At 68.9% G+C, this 20,840-nt stretch carries 17 protein-coding genes; 4 read left to right on the top strand and 13 right to left on the bottom strand.

Annotation, left to right across the window (positions count from 1 at the left end):
* Nucleotides 1–20 precede the first annotated feature (20 nt).
* Together AB7E03_RS02505 and glgB are read left to right on the top strand one after the other, a co-directional pair.
* Complete coding sequence (locus AB7E03_RS02505) at nucleotides 21–2,003, top strand: alpha-1,4-glucan--maltose-1-phosphate maltosyltransferase (protein WP_489942846.1); 1,983 nt, start codon at nucleotides 21–23, stop codon at nucleotides 2,001–2,003.
* Nucleotides 2,004–2,033: 30 nt separating this feature from the next.
* Nucleotides 2,034–4,241 (top strand): 1,4-alpha-glucan branching protein GlgB, encoded by a 2,208-nt coding sequence (gene glgB / locus AB7E03_RS02500; RefSeq protein ID WP_489939011.1) that lies wholly within the window; start codon nucleotides 2,034–2,036, stop codon nucleotides 4,239–4,241.
* A 13-nt stretch (nucleotides 4,242–4,254) separates the two neighbouring features.
* Here glgB and AB7E03_RS02495 read toward each other — a convergent pair whose 3' ends face one another.
* The 3 genes from AB7E03_RS02495 to AB7E03_RS02485 form a co-directional block, all read right to left on the bottom strand.
* On the bottom strand, nucleotides 4,255–5,049 hold the full coding sequence (locus AB7E03_RS02495; protein WP_489939009.1) for an SDR family oxidoreductase: 795 nt from the start codon (nucleotides 5,047–5,049) through the stop codon (nucleotides 4,255–4,257).
* 87 nt (nucleotides 5,050–5,136) lie between these two features.
* Nucleotides 5,137–6,108 (bottom strand): tetratricopeptide repeat protein, encoded by a 972-nt coding sequence (locus tag AB7E03_RS02490; RefSeq protein ID WP_489939007.1) that lies wholly within the window; start codon nucleotides 6,106–6,108, stop codon nucleotides 5,137–5,139.
* Between the two features lie 92 nt (nucleotides 6,109–6,200).
* Nucleotides 6,201–8,096 carry a hypothetical protein gene (locus AB7E03_RS02485; protein WP_489939005.1) on the bottom strand — a complete coding sequence of 632 codons (1,896 nt, stop codon included), beginning with the start codon at nucleotides 8,094–8,096 and terminating at the stop codon, nucleotides 6,201–6,203.
* A gap of 190 nt (nucleotides 8,097–8,286) precedes the next feature.
* On the opposite strand from AB7E03_RS02485, the gene AB7E03_RS02480 reads away from it, so the two are divergent.
* Both AB7E03_RS02480 and AB7E03_RS02475 read left to right on the top strand, forming a co-directional pair.
* Nucleotides 8,287–11,121, top strand: coding sequence for a coiled-coil domain-containing protein (locus tag AB7E03_RS02480; RefSeq protein ID WP_489939003.1), 2,835 nt, complete (start codon nucleotides 8,287–8,289; stop codon nucleotides 11,119–11,121).
* Nucleotides 11,122–11,135: 14 nt separating this feature from the next.
* Complete coding sequence (locus AB7E03_RS02475; protein ID WP_489939001.1) at nucleotides 11,136–12,173, top strand: AI-2E family transporter; 1,038 nt, start codon at nucleotides 11,136–11,138, stop codon at nucleotides 12,171–12,173.
* 27 nt (nucleotides 12,174–12,200) lie between these two features.
* Here the strand turns inward: AB7E03_RS02475 and AB7E03_RS02470 are convergent, their stop codons facing one another.
* The 10 genes from AB7E03_RS02470 to AB7E03_RS02425 form a co-directional block, all read right to left on the bottom strand.
* A complete protein-coding gene (locus AB7E03_RS02470; protein WP_489942845.1) occupies nucleotides 12,201–12,923 on the bottom strand; it encodes an alpha/beta hydrolase in 723 nt (240 codons plus the stop codon).
* A gap of 62 nt (nucleotides 12,924–12,985) precedes the next feature.
* Entirely contained in the window at nucleotides 12,986–13,285 is a 300-nt protein-coding gene (locus tag AB7E03_RS02465) for an Rv1322 family protein (RefSeq protein ID WP_489938999.1), read from the bottom strand.
* A 39-nt stretch (nucleotides 13,286–13,324) separates the two neighbouring features.
* Nucleotides 13,325–14,029: an aggregation-promoting factor C-terminal-like domain-containing protein gene (locus tag AB7E03_RS02460; protein WP_489938997.1), complete on the bottom strand. Its 705-nt coding sequence runs from the start codon at nucleotides 14,027–14,029 to the stop codon at nucleotides 13,325–13,327.
* Nucleotides 14,030–14,083: 54 nt separating this feature from the next.
* Nucleotides 14,084–14,629 (bottom strand): DivIVA domain-containing protein, encoded by a 546-nt coding sequence (locus AB7E03_RS02455; protein ID WP_489938995.1) that lies wholly within the window; start codon nucleotides 14,627–14,629, stop codon nucleotides 14,084–14,086.
* Between the two features lie 12 nt (nucleotides 14,630–14,641).
* Nucleotides 14,642–15,634 (bottom strand): phosphatidate cytidylyltransferase, encoded by a 993-nt coding sequence (locus tag AB7E03_RS02450; protein WP_489938993.1) that lies wholly within the window; start codon nucleotides 15,632–15,634, stop codon nucleotides 14,642–14,644.
* A 3-nt stretch (nucleotides 15,635–15,637) separates the two neighbouring features.
* Nucleotides 15,638–16,192, bottom strand: coding sequence for a ribosome recycling factor (gene frr / locus AB7E03_RS02445; protein ID WP_441782495.1), 555 nt, complete (start codon nucleotides 16,190–16,192; stop codon nucleotides 15,638–15,640).
* 49 nt (nucleotides 16,193–16,241) lie between these two features.
* Nucleotides 16,242–16,970 carry a UMP kinase gene (gene pyrH / locus AB7E03_RS02440; protein WP_489938991.1) on the bottom strand — a complete coding sequence of 243 codons (729 nt, stop codon included), beginning with the start codon at nucleotides 16,968–16,970 and terminating at the stop codon, nucleotides 16,242–16,244.
* A 126-nt stretch (nucleotides 16,971–17,096) separates the two neighbouring features.
* Nucleotides 17,097–17,927 (bottom strand): translation elongation factor Ts, encoded by an 831-nt coding sequence (tsf, locus tag AB7E03_RS02435; RefSeq protein ID WP_489938989.1) that lies wholly within the window; start codon nucleotides 17,925–17,927, stop codon nucleotides 17,097–17,099.
* 48 nt (nucleotides 17,928–17,975) lie between these two features.
* Nucleotides 17,976–18,959, bottom strand: coding sequence for a 30S ribosomal protein S2 (gene rpsB, locus AB7E03_RS02430; RefSeq protein ID WP_489938987.1), 984 nt, complete (start codon nucleotides 18,957–18,959; stop codon nucleotides 17,976–17,978).
* Nucleotides 18,960–19,172: 213 nt separating this feature from the next.
* The gene (locus tag AB7E03_RS02425) at nucleotides 19,173–20,675 is read right to left on the bottom strand and encodes a sugar porter family MFS transporter (protein WP_489938985.1); all 1,503 of its coding nucleotides are present in this window, start codon (nucleotides 20,673–20,675) and stop codon (nucleotides 19,173–19,175) included.
* Between the last annotated feature and the right edge of the window lie 165 nt (nucleotides 20,676–20,840).

Raw genomic sequence — 20,840 nt, 5'->3', positions numbered from 1 at the left:
AGACGGGACCGTACGAGCCTCTGCTCGGGCGCATCCCGATCCTCGAACTCTCCCCGCAAGTGGATGAGGGCCTCTGGGCCGCGACCGCGTTCAGCGGCGAGGTGATCCCGTTCCGCGCGACGGCGTTCCGGGAGGGGCACGACAAGATCGGCGTCGACCTCATCCTGCTCGACCCCGCGGGCCAGCAGACCGAGCACCACATGCGCCCGCTAACCCCCGGCACCGACCGGTGGGAGGTGGAGGTGCAACTCGAGCAGACCGGCCTCTGGCGCTACCGCGTGCAGGCCTACGCCGACGAGTACGCGACCTGGCGGCACAACGCCGAGGTGAAGGTCCCCGCCGGGATCGACGTCGAGCTGATGCTGGAGACGGGCCGCGAACTGCTTCTCCGGGCCTCGAAGGACAAGCGTCGCAGTACGGCCGAGCGCCGGCACCTGTCCGAGGCGGCGAAGGTCGTCGCGGACACCAAAAGGCCAGTGGATGAGCGGTTCGCCGCCTCGATCGACGGGCGCATCCAGCAGGTCCTCACCGAGCGGCCCGTGGTCAGCCTCCCGACACTCTCTGCGACGCGCGCCATCCAGGTGGAGCGGACGCGCGCCGGGGTCGGCAGCTGGTACGAGTTCTTCCCCCGGTCCGAGGGCGCCAAGAAGCTCCCGGACGGTAGCTGGCAGTCCGGCACCTTCCGCACGGCCGCCAAGCGGCTGCCGGAGGTTGCCGCGATGGGCTTCGACGTCGTCTACCTGCCGCCGATCCATCCGATCGGCCGCACCTTCCGTAAGGGCCCCAACAACTCCCTGGATGCCGGCGAGAACGACCCGGGGTCGCCGTGGGCGATCGGCGGTCCGGAGGGCGGCCACGACGCCATCCACCCGGACCTGGGTACGGAGAAGGACTTCACCTTCTTCCTGGGCAAGGCCAAGCAGGCGGGGCTCGAGGTCGCCCTCGATCTGGCGCTGCAGGCGTCGCCCGATCACCCGTGGGTGACCGAGCACCCCGAGTGGTTCACGACCCTTCCCGACGGCACCATCGCGTACGCGGAGAACCCGCCGAAGAAGTACCAGGACATCTATCCGATCAACTTCGACAACGACTACGAGGGACTGCGGCAGGAGGTGCTGCGGATCGTCCGGCACTGGATGTCGCTCGGCGTCCGCATCTTCCGCGTCGACAATCCGCACACGAAGCCGCTGCACTTCTGGGAGTGGCTGATTCACACGGTCAACGAGACCGACCCGGACGTGGTGTTCCTCGCCGAGGCGTTCACCCGCCCGGCGCTGCTCCGCACGCTCGCGAAGGCGGGCTTCCAGCAGTCCTACACCTACTTCACCTGGCGCAACACGAAGGAGGAGCTGGAGGAGTTCCTCGACTCGCTCGCGCACGAGACCGCCGACTACCTGCGGCCCAACCTGTTCGTGAACACGCCCGACATCCTCACCGAGTACCTCCAGTTCGGCGGGCCGGCGGCATTCAAGATCCGCGCTGCCATCGCCGCGACGGCGGCCCCGACCTGGGGCGTGTACTCCGGGTTCGAGCTGTTCGAAAATGTCGCGCGGACTGGCGCCGAGGAGTACATCGACAACGAGAAGTACGAGTTCCGGCCGCGCGACTACGCCAAGGCGCAGTCGCAGGGTCACTCTCTGGCCGGTTACCTGACGATGCTCAACCGGGCTCGCAGCGAGCACCCGGCACTGCGCCAGCTGCGAAACCTGACGCTCCACAGCAGCGACGACGACAGCATCCTCGTGTACTCGAAGTATTTGGACGGACGCTTCACCCGCACGGGCAAGTCGGACGCGGTCATCGTGGTGGCGAACGTCGACCCGCACTCGGTGCGCGAGACCACCATCCACCTGGATGTGGCCGCGCTCGGCATCCCGTACGGCTCGCAGTTCGAGGTGAAGGACCGTGTGACCGGGCAGCGCTGGACGTGGGGGGCCGACGACTACGTGCGCCTCGACGCGTTCACCGAGCCCGTGCACATCCTGTCCGTCCGCCCGCTCTGACCGCCGACCGACAACCTGAGGAGTAGAACCATGTCCCCCATCCCCGAAGGTGCCGCCGCCGTCGACCTGCCCGCCGTGGATGACACGGTGCTCGCCACCATCGCCACCGGCAGCTACCACGACCCCCACTCGATCCTCGGCCAGCACCAGGTCGCAGCCCCGGGCGTCGCCGACCCGGTGACCGTCATCCGGGCGCTCCGCCCGCTCGCTCAGGCCGTCTTCGCGGTCCTCTCCAACGGCGCGCACATCGAGCTGGGCCACATCGGTCACGGCGTCTGGCAGGGCGTCGACATCGTCGGTCCCGGCGCCTACCTGATCGAGGCGCGCTACGAGGACGGCAGCACCTGGACCAGCGACGACCCGTACCGCTTCCTCCCCACGATCGGACAGCTCGACCTGCACCTGATCGCCGAGGGCCGCCACGAGACGCTGTGGACCGCGCTCGGCTCGCACGTCCGCGACCTCGGCGGCGTCGTCGGAACCGCCTTCACCGTCTGGGCGCCGCACGCGCGCGCCGTACGGGTCGTCGGCGACTTCAACGGATGGGACGGCACCCTGCACTCGATGCGCAACATGGGCGCATCCGGAGTCTGGGAGCTCTTCGTCCCGGGCCTGACCGAGGGCGAGATCTACAAGTACGACCTGCTCGCGCAGGACGGCCGCTGGGTCCGCAAGATCGACCCGCTCGCCCAGGCGGCCGAGGTCCCGCCTGCGACGGCGTCGCGGGTCACCGTGAGCCGTCACGAGTGGAGCGACGACGAGTGGATGCGCGGCCGAGCCGAGCACGACCCGCACGCGGGCCCGATGAGCGTCTACGAGCTCCACTTCGCCTCCTGGCGCCCGGGGCTCGGTTATCGGGAGGCTGCCGACGAGCTGATCGACTACGTCGGCGCCCTCGGCTACACGCACGTCGAGTTCCTGCCGCTCGCCGAGCACCCCTTCGGCGGCTCCTGGGGCTACCAGGTCACCGGTTACTACGCCGCCACCAGCCGCTTCGGCTCCCCCGACGACCTCAAGTACCTGATCGACCGGCTGCACCAGGCGGGCATCGGCGTCATCCTCGACTGGGTGCCCGGCCACTTCCCGAAGGACGACTGGGCTCTCGCCCGGTTCGACGGGCAGCCCCTCTACGAGCACGCCGACCCACGCCGCGGCGAGCACAAGGACTGGGGCACCTACATCTTCGACTACGGCAACTCGCAGGTGCGCAACTTCCTCGTCGCGAACGCGCTGTTCTGGCTGGAGGAGTTCCACATCGACGGCCTGCGCGTCGACGCCGTCGCCTCGATGCTGTACCTCGATTACTCGCGCAAGGACGGCGAGTGGGAGCCCAACATCCACGGCGGCCGCGAGAATCTGGAGGCCATCGGCTTCCTCCAGGAGGTCACCGCGACCGCGTACAAGCGCAACCCCGGCACCGTGATGATCGCCGAGGAGTCGACGAGCTACACCGGTGTCACCGCGCCCACATCGTCCGGCGGTCTCGGCTTCGGCCTGAAGTGGAACATGGGGTGGATGCACGACGCCCTGCAGTACATCCACGAGGACCCGATGTACCGCAGCTACCACCACAGCGAGATCACCTTCTCGTTCGTGTACGCGTGGAGCGAGAACTTCCTGCTGCCGATCAGTCACGACGAGGTCGTGCACGGCAAGGGCTCGCTGCTCACCAAGATGCCCGGCGACCACTGGCAGCAGTTGGCGAACGTCCGTGCCTTCCTCGCCTTCATGTGGTCGCATCCCGGCAAGCAGCTGTTGTTCATGGGACAGGAGTTCGGGCAGCCGTCCGAGTGGAGTGAGGAGCGCGGGCTCGACTGGTGGATCCTCGACCAGCCGGCGCATCAGGGCCTCTGGAACCTGGTGGCCCAGCTGAACGTCGTCTATCGCGCCAATCCGCAGCTGTGGGCGCTGGACAACGAGCCGGCCGGGTTCGAGTGGCTCGACGGGTCCGACGCGCAGGGCAACGTCCTCGCGTTCCTCCGCAAGGACCGGCAGGGCGACCCGATCGCGGTGCTGCTGAACTTCTCGGGGACGCCGCACAGCGACTACCGCGTCGGCCTGCCGTTCGCCGGCGAGTGGGAGGAGCTGCTGAACACGGACGCCGAGGCGTACGGCGGTTCGGGTGTCGGCAACCTGGGCGCTGTCACGGCTGTCGACGAGCCGTGGATGGGACGCCCGGCCTCCGCCGTGCTGACCCTGCCGCCGCTCGGCGCGCTGTGGCTCAAGCCGCGCCGTTGAGCCGGGGGCAGAGCTAGGCGCGCGCGCCGGACTCCAGCCAGGTGCCATAGCCGACGCCGTCCACGGCGTGCTCCGGCACCAGGTTCCGTCCCGCGCGCCAGGTCGAGCCGAGCGCGCCTCCCAGTCGGATCGGCAGGATGAAGCGGCGGCTCCCGCTGGCCCGCTTGTGCTGCTCGGCGAGCGACCGGGCGGACTCCACCCGCGGACCCCCGACGTGGATGACGCGGTCGGGCTCCCCCGACTCGTCCTCGACCACGTCGACCAGCACGCGGGCGACGTCGGAGACCGCGATCGGCTGGAACCGCGTCCCGGTGGGCGACAGCAACGCGCCGAGCGGCCGTCCGCGATCGAAGATGGCGGTAACGAAGTCGTGGAACTGCGTGGCGCGCACGATGCGTGTGTCGAGGGCGGAGTCCAGGTAGGCCCGCTCCTGCGCGGCTTTTGCGCGGTAGTACGTGTAGGCGGACTGGTCGGCGCCGACGATCGACAGCAGCACCGCACGGCGGACGCCGAAGCGCGCAGCCGTGTGCACGAGGTTCTGCGCCCCGGTGGCGAAGACGTTCGCGGCCTGCTTACCGACGCCGTTGCTGGTGTCGACGAGCACGTCGACACCGTCGACGGCCTCCTCCAGACCATCGCCGGTCACGATGTCGGCCGTGACGTATGTGGCACCGGTGACGTACTGCTCGGAATCGTCATCCGGGACGCGGCGGGCGGCCACGACGACGTCGTGCCCGCGCTCGACAGCCTCCGCTGTCACGGCGCGTCCGGCCAGGCCGGTGCCTCCGACGACGAGCACACGGGACATGTGCGATCACTCCCTCAGGATGAGGCTGCTCGACGATGAGGCGGGCGGCAGAAGCGCCGCGCATGCCGTCGCCCGGTGGGGACGGGCTCAGTACAGCAGCGAGGCAAGCCTAGCCCGGGCCTTGACCACACGCGGGTCGTCCACACCCACGATCTCGAAATACTCGAGGATGCGCGTCCTGACCTCCTCCTTGCCGCTCGCGTCGAGCGTCGGGAACAGGGTCAGGAGACGGTCGAACGCGTCGTCGATGTGGCCGCCGGAGAGGTCGAGGTCGGCGACCGCGAGCTGGGCGGAGGGGTCCTTCGGCGCCTCGGCGGCGGCCGTGCGGAGCTCGTCGGCGTTGCGGCCGGCGAGGCGTGCGAGCAGGCTCACCTGCGCGAGCCCCGCGGCGGCCATGGCGTCGCGCGGGTCCTGTGCGATAGCGGTGCGGTAGGCGCGGATGGCACCCTCGTAGTCGCCGCGCTCGATCGCGTCGTAGGCCTCGGCGTGGAGCGGCGGCAGCGGCTCGGGAACGGGCTCCGCCGCGGTCTCGTCGGCGCCCTCTGGGGCATCCCCGCCCTCCACGGTCACCGAATCCGTCACGCCGTTCTGCGCCGCGAGCTGCAGCAGCTGCTCGAACACGTCCTGGATCTGCGGCTCGGGAAGAGCACCGACGAACAGCTGGACGGGCCGCCCGGCCAGCAGACCGGCGACGGCCGGAACGGACTGCGCCTGGAAGGCCTGCGCCAGCTGCGGGTTGGCGTCGACATCCACCTTGACGAGCACCAGCCGGCCGCCGAAGCCGCCGACGACGCGGTCGAGCACCGGCGAGAACTGCTTCCACTGCTCAGACCGCTCGCTCCCGAGGTCGACGACGACGGGCACCCGCATCGACAGGTCGAGGAAGTCGTTGAAGTTCGCGTCCGTGCCCTCGAAGAACAGGCTCGGCAGCGTGAGCGAGCCGGCGGCCGGCGCGCCCGGCTGACCGCCTGAACCTTCCGCTGGCGCGGGGCGGTTGACGAGGGAGCTTAGATCGACGGCTCCGCGCAGGCTCGTTGGGGACGGCGGGACGTTGCTCATTGTTCCTCCAGATGCGCGCTTCGTGGGCGTTCCAGCACGAGAGACAAGGATACTCGGGTCGCCGCCACCGATGCGCTCCGGCGACCGTCGGGCTACGGGATCTGCTTGGCGCCGATCATGCCCTGGGCGAACCCGAGCAGCGTAATCTTGGCGTCCGACCCGGCCGGGGGCACGTAGAAGGCGAGCTGGTACCCGAAGGTCGACTCGATGCCGGTCTTGGACGAGGGCACACCGGTGAGGGCCGCAGCGGTCGCACCGGCACTCACTTCGGCGCCGGCCTCGACGACCTTGAGCGTCTGCGTCTCCGTCAGGTCCGTCCAGACGATGGCACCGGAGTCGTTCGTCGCCATAGCGACGTCGGTCCCAGCGCCCGGCGCACCGGTGAAGGTCAGCGACGCCGTCGCCGGCACCGCCGCCTTCTGCTTCGCCTTCCAGTCGGCGCCGACCTGCGTGCGCAGGGTGTCGCCCTCGGCGTTGAACAGGCTCGCGTACTGGCTCTTGTCGCCGTTCATGAGGATGTCGCCGTACGCGGCCGCGACCTTCGCCGGAGGCAGGGCCAGCAGCTTGGAGTCGGGCGGGACCACAGCGGATCCGATGCTCGCCGGCGCCAGGTTGGGCACCTTGGCCTTAGGCTCCAGCGACACGGCGTACTCGACCTGGTAGTTGTCGCGCGGCGTGGTCTGCACCAGAGTGAGGGCGATCGGCGCCTGAGCGGTGCCCTTCGCGTCCTTCGGGGTCTGGATGACGGCGGCGACGGTTCGCGGCCACGCGTCGGTCGCCTGCGGCAGCGACAGCACGATCGGGCTGGCGGGGATGGCCGGGAGCGCCGGCTCGTCGGCCTTCTTGGCGCGGATGGCGTAGTTCGCCTGGCGGAGCTGCAGGGCGGGCCCGATGAAGCGGGCCTTGGCTAGGTCGGCGCTCGCCTTGGCGTCCGCCTGCGCCGCCGACTCGGAGATGCGCTTGACGATGCGCTCCAGCTGGGGCACGGTGACCGCCGGTGGCAGCTGGTCCTTCGCGTCCGGCGCCTCCGTCGTCAGAGGCGTCGCCGTCTTGGTGGGCGTTGTGGCCGCATCCGTCCCGGCCGTGCAGCCCGTCAGGGCGAGAGCGCCGATGAGCGCGGCGGGCAGCATGACGCGGGCACGGGTGGAGCGGCGGCCGCGCGGAGTGGTCTCGATCATGGCGGTGGGCTTGTACTTGGGGGCCTTCGGCAGCTTGGGCATCTTCGGACCGCTCTTGCGACGGGGCCCGCGCGACCGGCGGTGGGTGTAGAGGCCCCACAGGTAGAGGGCGATGCCGATGACGAGCAGGATGAGGCCGCCGATGATCAGCGGGAACGCCCACGGCGTGCTGGAGTCGACGGGCCAGGTGACGGTGACCCGGGAGGGAGCGGCCTTCTGGCCGTCGGAGGCCACGATCACGCTGACGTCATCGGGGATGTTCATGCGCGTGACCTGTGCGGCCTCGCCGTCGAACTCCTCGAGCCACAGGTCGGATCCGGCGGGGTTCGGGCCGGCGGCCTGGGTAGCTGCACCGGTTCCGGAGGACGACGCCCCGGCAGACGGCGTGGCGGTCGGAGCCGGCGTGGGAGCCGGCGTCGCGGTGCCCTCTGCGGCGCCGCCCGCATCGCCCTTATCGTCCGAACCCTTCGCGGGCTTCGGCGTGACGGTCTTCGTCGTGAGCGCGCCGGTGGTCTTCTTGTAACCGACCGCGACGTACTTCTGGTCTTCCAGCCACGCCTTCATGTCCGCTGTACGGCCGTAAGCCACGACCTGCTTGGCCTGATCGGGCGCACCCGTCACATTCAGTGTCTGCTGCCCGGGATGCGCGTTGAGCACGGACCCGTCGATTACGAGGTAGCGGGGGTCGCCGGAGACAGAGGTCGCCGCCTCGATGTGGCTGGGCGGAGCGAAGACGGTGCGCTGCGCGATTCCGGCCACGATCATTACCGCGGCGACGACGAACGCGACGATAGCGAGTACGAAACGCAAACAGGACTCCTCATGTGCCGAAGTTCGGGGGCGGGCACAGTCACACGACGATACCGGACATGCCTGAGAGGCAGCTAACCCTTGTCTGGACGCCAGCACAGCCCCCCAGTGCGGGCACAGGCGGCAAATTGTAGGATCGATCCGGCGCGCGTGCTGCGAGTCGACCCGAAAATCCCCCAGGAGCATGACAGTGGCCACCGACGAATCCAACTTCACGCAGGTCTTCCGCGGTTACGACAAGGATGAGGTCGAGAAGGCGCTGCAGGAGCTCCGTCGCGAACTGATCAAGTCCAACACGCAGGCCGCAGAGTCCGCGAAAGAGCTGAAGCGGCTGCAGGCGCGCATCGACGACCTCAACGCCGAGATCGAAGAAGTCGGCAGCCCCACCTACTCCGGACTCGGCACGAAGCTCGAGAACACCCTCCGCGTCGCCGAAGAGCAGTCCACGCGGCTCATCGCTCAGGCCGATATCGACGCCGAGAAGCTGCGAGCAGGCGTGTCCGCCGAGATCGACAAGGTGAAGAAGGCCGCTGCCGCGCAGGCCGAGCGTGTGCTCGCCGACGCGCAGGCACGCGCGACGACCCTCCTGGAGGATGCGCAGATCGAGTCGGGCGAACTGCTCGCCAAGACCCGCTCCGACAAGGAGACCCTGCTCAACGACGCCATGCGCGAAGCCGCCGCCATCCGCGGCGCCGTCGCGACCGAGGCTGCAGAGCTGCGGTCGACGAGCAAGCGTGAGGCCGCGGCGGTCCGCGCCGAGGCCGATCGCGAGGCCGCGGAGCTGAAGGCGGTCGCCTCCCGTGAGGCGGAGGCCGCGCGCGCCGAGGCCGCAGAACTCGATCGCACGATCGCCGCCCGGCGGGCGGAACTCGAGAACGCCCTCGCCGACGACCGGGCCGCCTTCGAGCGTGAGTCCGCGCAGATCCGGCTGGAGCTGGACAGGCGTGTGGCCGAGACCGCCGACCGGCTCGCCGCAGAGGAGGCGGAGTCCCGTAACGCTCTGGCCGCGGAAGCCGCGCAGGCCCGAGCGGACCTGGCCGCGGAGGTCGAGGAGCAGCGCTCGGCACTGGCGGCCGAGGTCGCCCAGACCCGAGCGGACCTCGCCAACGACGACACCACCGCGCGGCAGGCACTCCGCACCGAGGTGGAGCAGACCACCAAGGCGCTCATAGCCGAGGTGCAACAGACCAAGAGTGCTCTCGCCGCCGAGGTCGAGCAGACGCGCTCGGCGCTGGAGGCCGACGTGACGGCCGCCCGCAGCGCGCTCGCCGACGAGGTGGAGCGCACGACGGCCGAACTCGCCGACGAGGTCACCCGCACCCGCTCCGCTCTGGCCGAGGAGGTCACGCGTACCCGCTCGGAGCTGGAGACGGAGGTCAGCACCACCCGCTCCGCGCTCGAGAACGAGCTGACCTCCACGCGGGCTGCGCTCGAGAACGAGGTCACCACCACGAAGTCCGCCCTCGCAGACGAGGTCGAGCGCACCACCAAGCGGCTGGCGGACGAGACACTGCAGACGCGAACCACCCTCGAGAAGGAGTCCACCGAGACCCACGCCCGCCTGGAGGCGGACCGCGCCGCGACCGCCGCGCAGCTCACAGCCGATCGCGAGCAGACGGCGAGCGACCTCGCGACCGAGGTGGAGCAGAGCCGCACACGCCTGGCGGCGGAGGCCGACCGCCAGCGCCGCGAACTCGAAGCCGAGGCGGCCGAACTCCGCGCGCAGCTCGCGGACGAGGTCGACACCGCCCGCTCCGCCCTGACCGACGAGATCAGCCGTCAGCGGAGCGCCGTCGAGGCGGAGCTCGCCTCCGAGCGGGCACGGCTCGCCGCGGAGGTGGAGTCCACCACATCCGCCCTGGCCGCCGAGGTGGAGCAGACGAAGTCCGCCCTCGAGACCGAGGTCGCGACGACGAAGGCTGCTCTCGCCGCCGAGGTCGAGCAGACGAAGTCGGCCCTCGACACCGAGGTCACAACGACCAAGGCCGCTCTCGCCGACGAGGTGGAGCGCACCCGCACGCAACTCGCCGCAGAGGTGGAGCAGACCACGAACAGGCTGTCGGCCGAGGTCGAGCAGACCACCTCCGCCCTCCAGACCGAGGTGACCACGACGAAGTCGGCGCTCGCCGCCGAGGTCGAGCAGACCCAGAAAGCCCTCGCCGCAGAGGTGGAGCAGACGAAGTCGGCTCTGGCCGCCGAGTCGGAGCAGACCCGGAGCCGACTGGCCGAGGATGTGCGCCGGACGACGGTCGAACTCGCCGACCGCAGGGAGGCCACCGCGAACGAGCTCGCCGATCAGCGCGAGCAGCAGCGCCTCGAACTCGAGCGCGACGCCGAGCGGACTCGGGTGGCCCTCGCCGACGAGGCGCAGCAGACCCGCGTCTCCCTGGAGAAGGAGGGCGCGGAAGCCCGCGCCCAGCTCGCACGAGAGGTCGCGGAAGCGCGTACGGCCCTCGACGCCGAGCTCGCAGAACGCGCGGCGGCCTTCGAGCAGGAGGCGGCGAACGCACGCTCTGCGCTCGACGCCGAGCTGACGCAGCTGCGCACGACGACTCTGGAAGAGGTCGACGCCCGCACCCGCGAGATCGAGCAGGCACGCATCGACCTCGACGTGGAGCTCCGCGCGCGTCGCGACGAAGCCGAGAAGGAGTACCTCGCCCGGCACCAGGAGGCCGTCGCGCAGACGCAGAAGTACCTCGACGAGGCCAACCAGCAGCTCGCCGACGCGGTCAAGCGGACCGCGCAGGCGCGTTCCGAGGCCGAAGCGTTCGAGACGGAGGCGCGCCGGACCGTGACCGAGGCCCGCAAGAAGGCCGAGGACACCGCCGCCAAGGTCATCCGAGACGCCGAAGAGCGCGCCGCGGCCCTGCTGTCGGAGACGGAGGACCGTACGCAACGCCTGGTCGCCGACGCGGAAGACCGGCTCGCCCAGATTAGGATTGAACGCGAAGCGGTGGCCGGATACTTCGAGAACCTCCGCGGAGTGCTTCAGCAGGCTGAGAAGGCGACCGCCGACCGCGACTGATCCCAGGGGGAACAATGAAGATCCAGAACCCGTTCCGCCTTGGCCTCATCGGTGCACTCGGCGTCGGGCTCGGGATCCTCATCCTCAGCGCGATCACCAGTCTCGCGACGATCATCACGTACATCGGGGCCGCGCTGTTCCTCGCCCTCGGCATCGAACCGCTGATCTCGTTCCTGGAGCGACGGAAGTTCCCACGCTGGCTGGCGCTGGTCGTCGCGCTCGTGGTCATCATCGGCGCGTTCGTCGGCCTGATCTGGGCGATCGTCCCCATCGCGATCAGCCAGGCCACGCAGCTGGTGCAGAACACGGTCAACTGGGTGAACAACGGCGACGCCGAGAAGTGGTTCCTCAGCCTGCAACATCAGTTCCCCGGGATCGTCAACCAGCAGAACATCGACGCGGTCACCGAATGGCTGCAAAAGAACCTCCCCGACATCACCTCCAAGGTGCTGCAGACCGGAGTCGGCATCGTCCAGGGCGTCTTCGGTGTGATCATCGTCGTCATTCTGACCATCTACTTCACGGCGTCGCTGCCGAGCATCAAGCGCTCTGCCTACCAGCTTGTACCGGCATCCCGGCGGGCACGCTTCGCCGACCTGGGCGACCAGATCACCGACTCCGTCGGCAAGTACGTCATGGGCCAGGTGCTGCTGGCTCTTGTGAACGGCGTGCTCAGCGCGATCTTCTTGACCGTGATCGGCGCCAAGTTCCCGATCCTGCTGGCCTCGATCGCGTTCTTCTTCTCCCTGATTCCGCTCGTCGGTACGATCACCGGCTCCGTCATCATCGTCGCCGTCTGTTTCCTGTCCGGGACTCCGACCGCGATCGCCGCCGCCATCTACTACCTGGCCTACATGCAGGTGGAGGCGTACATCCTGAGCCCGCGCATCATGAACCGCGCGGTCTCCGTACCAGGCGCGCTCGTCGTGGTCGCGGCCCTCGCCGGCGGCACATTGCTCGGCATCCTGGGCGCCCTGGTCGCCATCCCGTTCGCCGCGGCGATCCTGCTCATCGTCAAGCAGGTCGTCATCCCGCGCCAGAACGAGCTCTGACCCGCGTACCAGCGCCGCAGCGGCCGGCTAGGCGGTTCGAGCCGCCGGCCACTCCGTGGGGAGCGGCAGGGCGGACGGGTTGACGCGCTGAACGATCTCGGTGAGCACGCGGCGGGTCTGGTTCTCCCCCACCCACAGGTGCTTCCCGCCCTCCACCTCCACCAGCTCGATCTGCGGCAGCGGAGCGAACCGCTGCGCCGCCTCGGCCGGCCTCAGGAAGTCGTCGTGCTCGGGGATGAGCGCCACGATCGGGCGCGTGTCCCCCGCCCAGGCGGCGAGGTGCTCGGGCTTGGCCCGGTGCAGCGGAGGCGAAAGCAGGATGACGCCCTCGACCGGCAGATCACGCCCGTACATCAGGGCGAGCTCCGTGCCGAACGACCAGCCCAGCAGCCACGGATGCGGCAGGCCGCGTTCTGCGACGAACGCCATCGCAGCTTCGACGTCGTTTCGCTCGCCGACACCCTCGTCGAAGGAGCCAGCGCTGCGCCCCCTCGGCGAGGACGTGCCGCGTGTGTTGAACCGCAGCACCGCGATGTCGGCAAGCGCAGGCAGACGACCCGCGGCCTTGCGCAGGATGTGCGAGTCCATGAAACCGCCGGCGGTGGGAAGCGGGTGCAGGGTCACGAGCGTCGCCACCGGCTCGCGGTCGAGCGGGAGCGCCAGCTCACCGACGAGAGTGAGCCCATCCCGTGTCTGCAGCTCGATGTCCTCCCGGCGCGCGGGCAGCTCGACTCCCCCGCGGATCTCCACGGTCGTTCCCTCGGTGCTGATTCCCTCGGTGCTGATTCCCTCGGTGCTGATTCCTTCGGTGCTCATGCGATCCTCCAGCAGGATTCGTGCCAGTGCCGACGTGCCGCCAGGTCGGCCGTGTCGCCCAGCACGCCGTCGGCGCGCCACGCGACCAGGTGTGCGACGCCGGGCGTGATGTCACGGCCGCAGCCGGGGCAGACGTAGCTCTTCTGCGCCTGAACGGCGGAGACGGGCTGCACGTTCCATTCGACGCCGCGACGCACTTCGACGCGCCGCCAGCCCGACATCAGGCGTTCCAGGCCGTCCGGCTCCTCGTCCCTCCGGCCGCCCTGGCGGCCTCGGGGACGGTTGCTGCGCGGCATGCCTCAAGTCTAGAACGGAGCCGGCGAGCTACCGTCCGGTCAGTACCAGCCGTCGGACTCGGAGTGCGCCCAGGCACCGCAGGGGGTGCTGTAGCGGCCGGCGATGTAGCCGAGGCCCCAACTGATCTGGACCGACGCGTCGGTCTCCCAGCCCGGGCCCATTTTGCTGCCCGGAAGCGCCTGCGGGATGCCGTAAGCACCGCTCGGGTTGGACGCGTTCACGCGCCACCCGGACTCGCGGCTCCACAGCTGGTCGAGGCAGCCCCACTGGTCGTCGCCCCACCCGCGCTGCTGCAGCATCTGGTAGGCGATGTCTTTGGCGGTGCCGGGACTCGGGATCGGAGCCGACGGAGCACTGCTGCCGCCACCATTCGACGCCGCCTTCTTGACCGGCGTGGGAGTGGGGGTCGGCGTGGGCTTCGGCTTCGCCTTGACCGTGACCGGGTCGCGCGTGATGGTCACTGCCGCCGCATCCGGAGCGGTGAGCTGCTGCGCCGGTGCGCCCTCGTAGCGCTCCGTGGTGGGGATCTGCTGCAACGCCTCGGCGTAGGCCGGCGTGGTCGTCGTACCCGAGAACGGGTCTACGACATTGACCAGGGCGAAACCGACCGCCGCGCTGAACGCGAAGCCCCAGACGGCTGCTCGCGACCGGATGTGCGGTCGCCGGGATCGCTTGAACGCGACGCCGACCGGGTTGGCCGGAGTCAGCGGCACAAGCTCTGCTGCTGTTTCTCGTCTACCCACGATCACAGAACGATAACGGACTTTGGCCGGAAACCCAAGAATCGGCGCCCGCACTCAGCGAACCGCCAGCATGACATCGGTCACGCTGTCCAGCAGCAGATCGACCTGAATCTCGCGGTAACCGCCGCGCTGCTCGCGGAACGTCACGGTGCGCACCTCGTCGACACTCATCGGCCGGCCGTCCTGGAAATACCTCACCAGGCGGTTCGCGAAGCGGTCCACATCGTTGCGGTTGTACCCCAGCGTCAGGAAGCTGACCCGGTCGAATCGGTGCCCCATCGGGCGGTCGAGGCGGTTGAGCACCACCTGCGCGGTCGTGCGCGCCTCCTCGAACCACGTCGCATCGCCCTTGTGCACGCGAACCGCTTCGCGTTCGCGCGCCGCGAAGGCGTCTTCCAGGCGCTCCAACGCCGCATCGACATGCGTGGTGGAATAGCCGCCCTTCGTCATCGCGAAGGCCACATGGCGGATGTCGGCGGCCGTCAGCTGCGGCCCATTATCGTCGCCGTCGTAGGCACGACGCGCGGCCTGGAGGAACGCATCCACCTCGTCGGCGTCGTACCCCGGCGCGGACTTCGAACTGCGGGGGAAGGTGCTCACTCCCCCATTCTGTCATCGGAAGATGAGGAACAGGACGTAGGTGGCCGCTGCAGACGGGAGGATCGAGTCCAGCCGGTCGAGGAAGCCCCCGTGCCCGGGGAGCCACGAACTCATGTCCTTGATGCCGAGATCGCGTTTGATCAGGGACTCGGCGAGGTCGCCCGCGGTCGCCGTCAGCAGGATCACGACGCCGAACACGACCCCGAACCACCACGGCTCGCCGATCATGAAGACGGACAGCAGGACGCCCGCGACGATGGCCGCGGCAGCCGCCCCGGCGAAGCCTTCCCACGTCTTCTTCGGGCTGATCGTCGGAGCCATCGGGTGCTTGCCCCAGGAGAGGCCGCTGACGTAGGCGCCCGTGTCGACGGAGACGACCAGGATGAGGAACGCGAGCACCCACCACTCGCCCCCTTGCTCCGCGAGAAGCAGGATCACGAAGCTCGCCAGCAGGGTGACGTACAGCTGGGCGAAGACCGACCACAACAGGTCGCGGCCGAGCGCTCCGGCACTGCGGTTCGCGGCAGGGACGGCACCCTCCGCGATGAGCCGCCACACGATCACGAGCACGATGCCGGCCGAGAGCGACACAAGCTGACCGCCCGCGTGGAAGAAGAACGTCGCGGGCACCATGGCGACGGCCGCGATGACCGTCGGCACGCGCGGCACCCGCCGTCCTGTGCCGCGGAAGGCCTGAGCCAGCTCGAAGCTCGCGAAGCCCGCCATCGCCATCCCGAACAGCAGGAACAGCTCCTTGATGAAGATGAGCGAGAACACGACCACGGCGCCGACGGCGACGCCGATGACGATGGCCAGAATCAGATTGCGGCCGGTACGCTCGGCGATCCGCTCGTTCGTGGCGTCGAGCTGGGCCTTCCTGGCCTGCACCTGGCGCTCGAAGTCGGCCCGGGTCGACTGCACCTGCGCGCGGATCTCCTCGCGCGAGCGTGCCTTGCCACGTCGCGCCGTAGGCGACGGCCCCCCGGGACTGCTGTCCTCGCTCATCGACTAGACCTCGAGAAGTTCGGCTTCCTTGCGCTTGAGTGCGTCATCCACCGCGTCGACGTGCGTGCGCGTGATCGCCTCGAGCTCCTTCTCGGCGCGCGAGACCTCGTCGTCGCCGACCTCGCCCTTGAGCGCATCCAGGTCGTCCTTGGAGCGACGACGGATGTTGCGGAGCGCGACCTTGGCGTCCTCGCCCTTGCTTCGGACGATCTTCACGAACTCCTTGCGGCGATCCTCGGTCAGCTCGGGAAGGGTGACACGGATGATCTCGCCGTCATTGCCGACGTTCGCCGACATGTTGGGCATGTTCACGAGCGCGCGCTCGATGTCCTTCAGCGCCGACTTGTCGTACGGCGTGACGATCAGGACCCGGGCCTCGGGGTTCTGGAGGCCGGCGAGCTGCGCAAGCGGCGTCGGAGAACCGTAGTAGTCGACCAGCACCTTCTGGAACAGGGCCGGGTTCGCCCGGCCCGCGCTCACGGTGCCGAAGTCGTCCCTCGCCGCGTCCACGGTCTTGCTCATACGCTGGCGGGCGTCGGAAATCACATCCGCGATCACGGTTTCTCCTTCAGATCGGTGGGTCGGCTCTAGTCTATTGCCCGGCGGCTCAGCCGAGCAGCGTGCCGATCTCTGCCCCGAGCAGCGCGGCCGTGACGTTGCCCGCCGGCTCGATCCCGAAGATGCGCATCGGCATCCCGTTGTCCATGCACAGGCTGAGTGCGGTCGAGTCCACCGCCTTCAGGTTCTGCTGGAGCGCCTCCTGGTGGGTGATCTGGTCGATCTTGCGCGCGTCCGGGTTGGTGCGCGGGTCGTCGTCGTACATGCCGTCCACGCCGTTCTTGGCGACCAGCACGACATCCGCGTTGATTTCGAGCGCGCGCTGCGCGGCCACGGTGTCGGTGGAGAAGTACGGCAGGCCGGCGCCTGCGCCGAAGATCACGACGCGGCCCTTCTCCAGGTGCCGCTCTGCACGGCGAGGGATGTACGGCTCGGCGACCTGGGTCATCGCGATAGCGGACTGGACGCGCGTCTCGGCTCCGGCCTGCTCCAGGAAGTCCTGGAGGGCCAGCGAGTTCATCACGGTCCCGAGCATGCCCATGTAGTCGGCACGGCCGCGGTCCATGCCGCGCTGAGACAGCTCGGCGCCGCGGAAGAAGTTGCCGCCGCCGACCACGATCGCGATCTCGACATCCTGAGCCGCCTGCGCGATCTCGCGGGCGATGCTGCTGACGATGTCCGGGTTGACGCCCAGCTGGCCGCCGCCGAATGCCTCGCCCGAGAGCTTCAGGAGGACTCTGCGCCGCTGTTCAGGATGTCTCTGGGTGACTGCCGACATGCGTGGTTAGCGTCCTTCCGTGCGTGGTTCTGGTTAAAGCTAGTGGGTGCTTCCGTGCGGGACCGCATCCCGCACACAGAAAAGGAGTCCGGATCGTCGTGACGATCCGGACTCCTTCATCGGCTGTTACGCGCCGACCTTGAACCGGGCGAAACCGGAGACGGTGAGACCCGCCTCCTTCACCACCTGGCTGATGGTCTGCTTGTTGTCGCGGGCGTACTCCTGCTCGAGCAGGGCGACCTGCTTGAAGTAGGCGCCGAGGCGGCCCTCGATGATCTTCGGGAGCGCGGCCTCCGGCTTGCCCTCGTTGCGCGAGATCTCCTCGACGATGCGACGCTCGTTCTCGACCTCGTCGGCCGGGACGTCCTCACGGGTGAGGTAGGTCGGGTTCGCGAACGAGATGTGCTGCGCGATGCTGCGGGCGGTCTCCGCGTCGTCGCCGGCGTAGCCGAGCACGACACCGACCTGCGGCGGCAGGTCCTTGGAGGTCTTGTGCAGGTAAATCGCGAAGTGCTCGCCGTTCACGACGGCGATGCGGCGGAGCTCCACCTTCTCGCCGAGGATGGCGGCCTCGTCACCGATGAGCTCGGCGACGGTCTGGCTGCCGGCGGGGGCCGCGAGGGCCTCCTCGACCGTGGTGGCGCCCGCGGCGGCCGCGGCGTCGAGGACCTTCTCGGCCAGCGCGACGAACTTGTCGCCCTTGGCCACGAAGTCGGTCTCGCACGCGAGCTCGATCATCGTGGCGGTGCCGCTGCCGTTCTCCTTGGCGGCGACGAGGCCTTCGCTCGTGGAGCGGTCGGCGCGCTTCGCGTTGCCCTTGGCACCCTTCAGGCGCAGGATCTCGGTGGCCTTCTCGATGTTTCCATCGGCCTCCTCGAGCGCCTTCTTGGTGTCGACCATGCCGGTGCCGAGCTGCTCACGGAGAGCCTTGATGTCGGCGATGCTGATGTTTGCCATGTTCTGACTGGAACCTTCTTTACTCGAAGACTTCTAAAGGGACGCGGGTTACTTGGACTCGGCGTCCGTGGCCGCGTCGGCAGCCTCGGCCTCGGTGGCCTCTGCGTCGGTGGCCTCTGCAGCCGCGGCGTCCGCCTCGACCTCGGCGACGACGTCAGCAGCCTCGGCGTCGGCCTCGCCCTCGGCGACGACCTCGGCGGAGTCGGCCTTGGCCGAAGCCAGGTCGGCGTCAGCGGCCTTGGTGTTCTCGGCGCCCGACTGGACCTCCTCGGAGGAGGTCTGCAGGAGCTCCTGCTCCCACTCGGCGAGCGGCTCGGTGGGCTCGGCGCCCTCTTCCGGCTTCTGGTGACGCTGGATGAGGCCCTCGGCCGCCGCGTCGGCGACGATGCGGGTCAGCAGCGTGACGGAGCGGATCGCGTCGTCGTTGCCCGGAATCGGGTACTGCACCTCGTCGGGGTCGCAGTTCGTGTCGAGGATGCCGATGACCGGGATGCCCAGCTTCTTGGCCTCGTCGATCGCGAGGTGCTCCTTCTTGGTGTCGACCACCCAAAGGGCGCTCGGCGTCTTGCCCAGGTTGCGGATGCCGCCGAGCGACTTGTGGAGCTTGTCCAGCTCGCGCTTCTTGATGAGCAGTTCCTTCTTGGTGAAGCCGCTCGTGGTGCCCTCGAAGTCGAGCTCCTCGAGCTCCTTCATGCGCGCAAGGCGCTTGGACACGGTCGTGAAGTTGGTCAGCAGACCACCCAGCCAGCGCTGGTTGACGTACGGCTGGCCGACGCGGGTCGCCTGCTCGGCGATCGCCTGCTGGGCCTGCTTCTTGGTGCCGACGAAGAGGATGGTGCCGCCGTGGGCGACGGTCTCGCGGACGAAGTCGTACGTCTTGTCGATGTACGCGAGCGACTGCTGAAGGTCGATGATGTAGCTGCCCGAGCGCTCGGTGAGGATGAAGCGCTTCATCTTCGGGTTCCAGCGGCGGGTCTGGTGTCCGAAGTGGACGCCGCTGTCGAGCAGCTGGCGCATGGTGACGACGGCCATTGCCGTTCTCCTTTTGGTTGCGGTTGTCTGCAGCGGCCGGCGGCCGCCACTCCTGGTACCCCGCGCGCATCCGCACCCTTCCAGCCGCACGGAAGACCGTGAGAGGAGGAAGGAGACCGGTGGATGCGCGCCCCGCCCAAATGGAGGGCGTCCGGGCACGCGTAGTCACCCCGACGAGCGGAGTGCTTCAGACAGCTTAGCAGGGATGCGGGCCTACGCGGAGTCGCCGCTGGAGCGCACCTGGACGCCACGACGGCGGCCGCCCGCCTCGCGGAACAGCGTCTCCGCGTGCTCCAGCGCCATGCCGTTCGTCTCCGGGATCTTGAAGAACACGAAGAAGAAGGAGAGGGCGGCGAAGATCGCGTACATGCCGTAGGTGAACGGGAGCGAGAAGTCAGCCATGGGCGGGAAGGAGACGGTGACGAGGAAGTTCGCGATCCACTGCGCGGCCGCAGCAACGCCCAGCGCCTTTCCGCGGATGCGGGTCGGGAAGATCTCGCCGAGGAGCACCCACACCAACGGGCCCCAGGAGGCGCCGAAGCAGACGACGAAGAGGTTGGCGGCGATCAGGGCGATCGGCCCCCACGGGTTCGGGAGCGAGACGGCGCCGCCCTCCTTGACCGCGAAGGTGAACGCCAGGGCCATCACTCCCAGGGACAGCGCCATACCGACGGAGCCGGTGAGCAGGATCGGACGACGGCCGACGCGATCGACCAGCAGGATGGCGACGATCGTGACGACGACGTTGGTGATGGAGGTGATGACCGTGATCAGCAGCGAGTTGCTCTCGGTGAACCCGACCGCCTTCCAGAGCGTCGTCGAGTAGTAGAAGATCACGTTGATGCCGACGAACTGCTGGAACACGGACAGGATGATGCCGATCCAGACGATCGGTTTCAGCCCGAACCGGTTGCCGGCGAGGGTCGCCTTCGCGCCCTCCTTGTCCTCCTCGATCGCGCGCTCGATGTCGCCGATCTGACGGTCGATGTCCCCTTCGGGAACGAGCGTCTGGAAGATCTTGCGGGCCTCGTCGTGGCGGCCGTTCGCGAGCAGGAAGCGCGGGGACTCCGGCATGGTGAGCGCGAGCACGCCGTAGACGATGGACGGGATGGCGCCGACCAGGAACATCCAACGCCAGGCCTCCAGGCCCAGCCACAGCTGGTCGGACGCGGAGCCTGCGACGCCCGCGAGCAACGCGTCGGAGAGCAGCGCGACGAAGATACCGATCGTGATCGCGAGCTGCTGCAGCGACGCCAGCCGTCCGCGCGACTGCCGCGGCGAGATCTCGGCGATGTAAGCCGGCGCGACGACGGAGGCGATGCCGATTCCGAGACCGCCGATGATGCGCCAGAAGCCGAGGTCCCAGGCGGAGAAGGCGAGGCCGGCCCCGATCGAGCTCGCCAGGAAGAGGATGGCGCCGAGCAGCATCACCTTCAGGCGGCCCCAGCGGTCGGCGAGACGGCCGGCGACGAACGCGCCGACGGCGCAACCGAGCAGCGCGATGGCGACGATGAAGCCCGTGATGAAGGCGTTCAGGCCGAAGTTCTTCTGTACGGAGTCGACGGCGCCGTTGATCACCGACGAGTCGAAACCGAACAGAAAGCCACCGACCGCGGCCGCTATCGCGAGTCCCGTGACCCTCCGGCGCATCTTGGCCGTCGGCTGCGGCACGTTTTCCTCGCTCGCGGCGGCGGCTTTCCTGCTCTCTTCAGACATCTCATCCCTCTTCGATTGTGCGCCCCGCTGGTCGGGGACCCCGGAAGGGTCGCGAGGCGAATCACACGCTACGCCCGGAACGTTGCCGGGAGAACCGTTGGTCTATTCGCCCTCTCCACAGGCGGGACGGACGACCGGTTGTGCACGGGTTGGTCGGCAGGGCCG

The organism is Leifsonia sp. RCC_180 (assembly GCF_058138205.1).
Note: the sequence above shows the minus strand (reverse complement) of the source record. Positions and strands in the feature narration are given on the sequence as shown.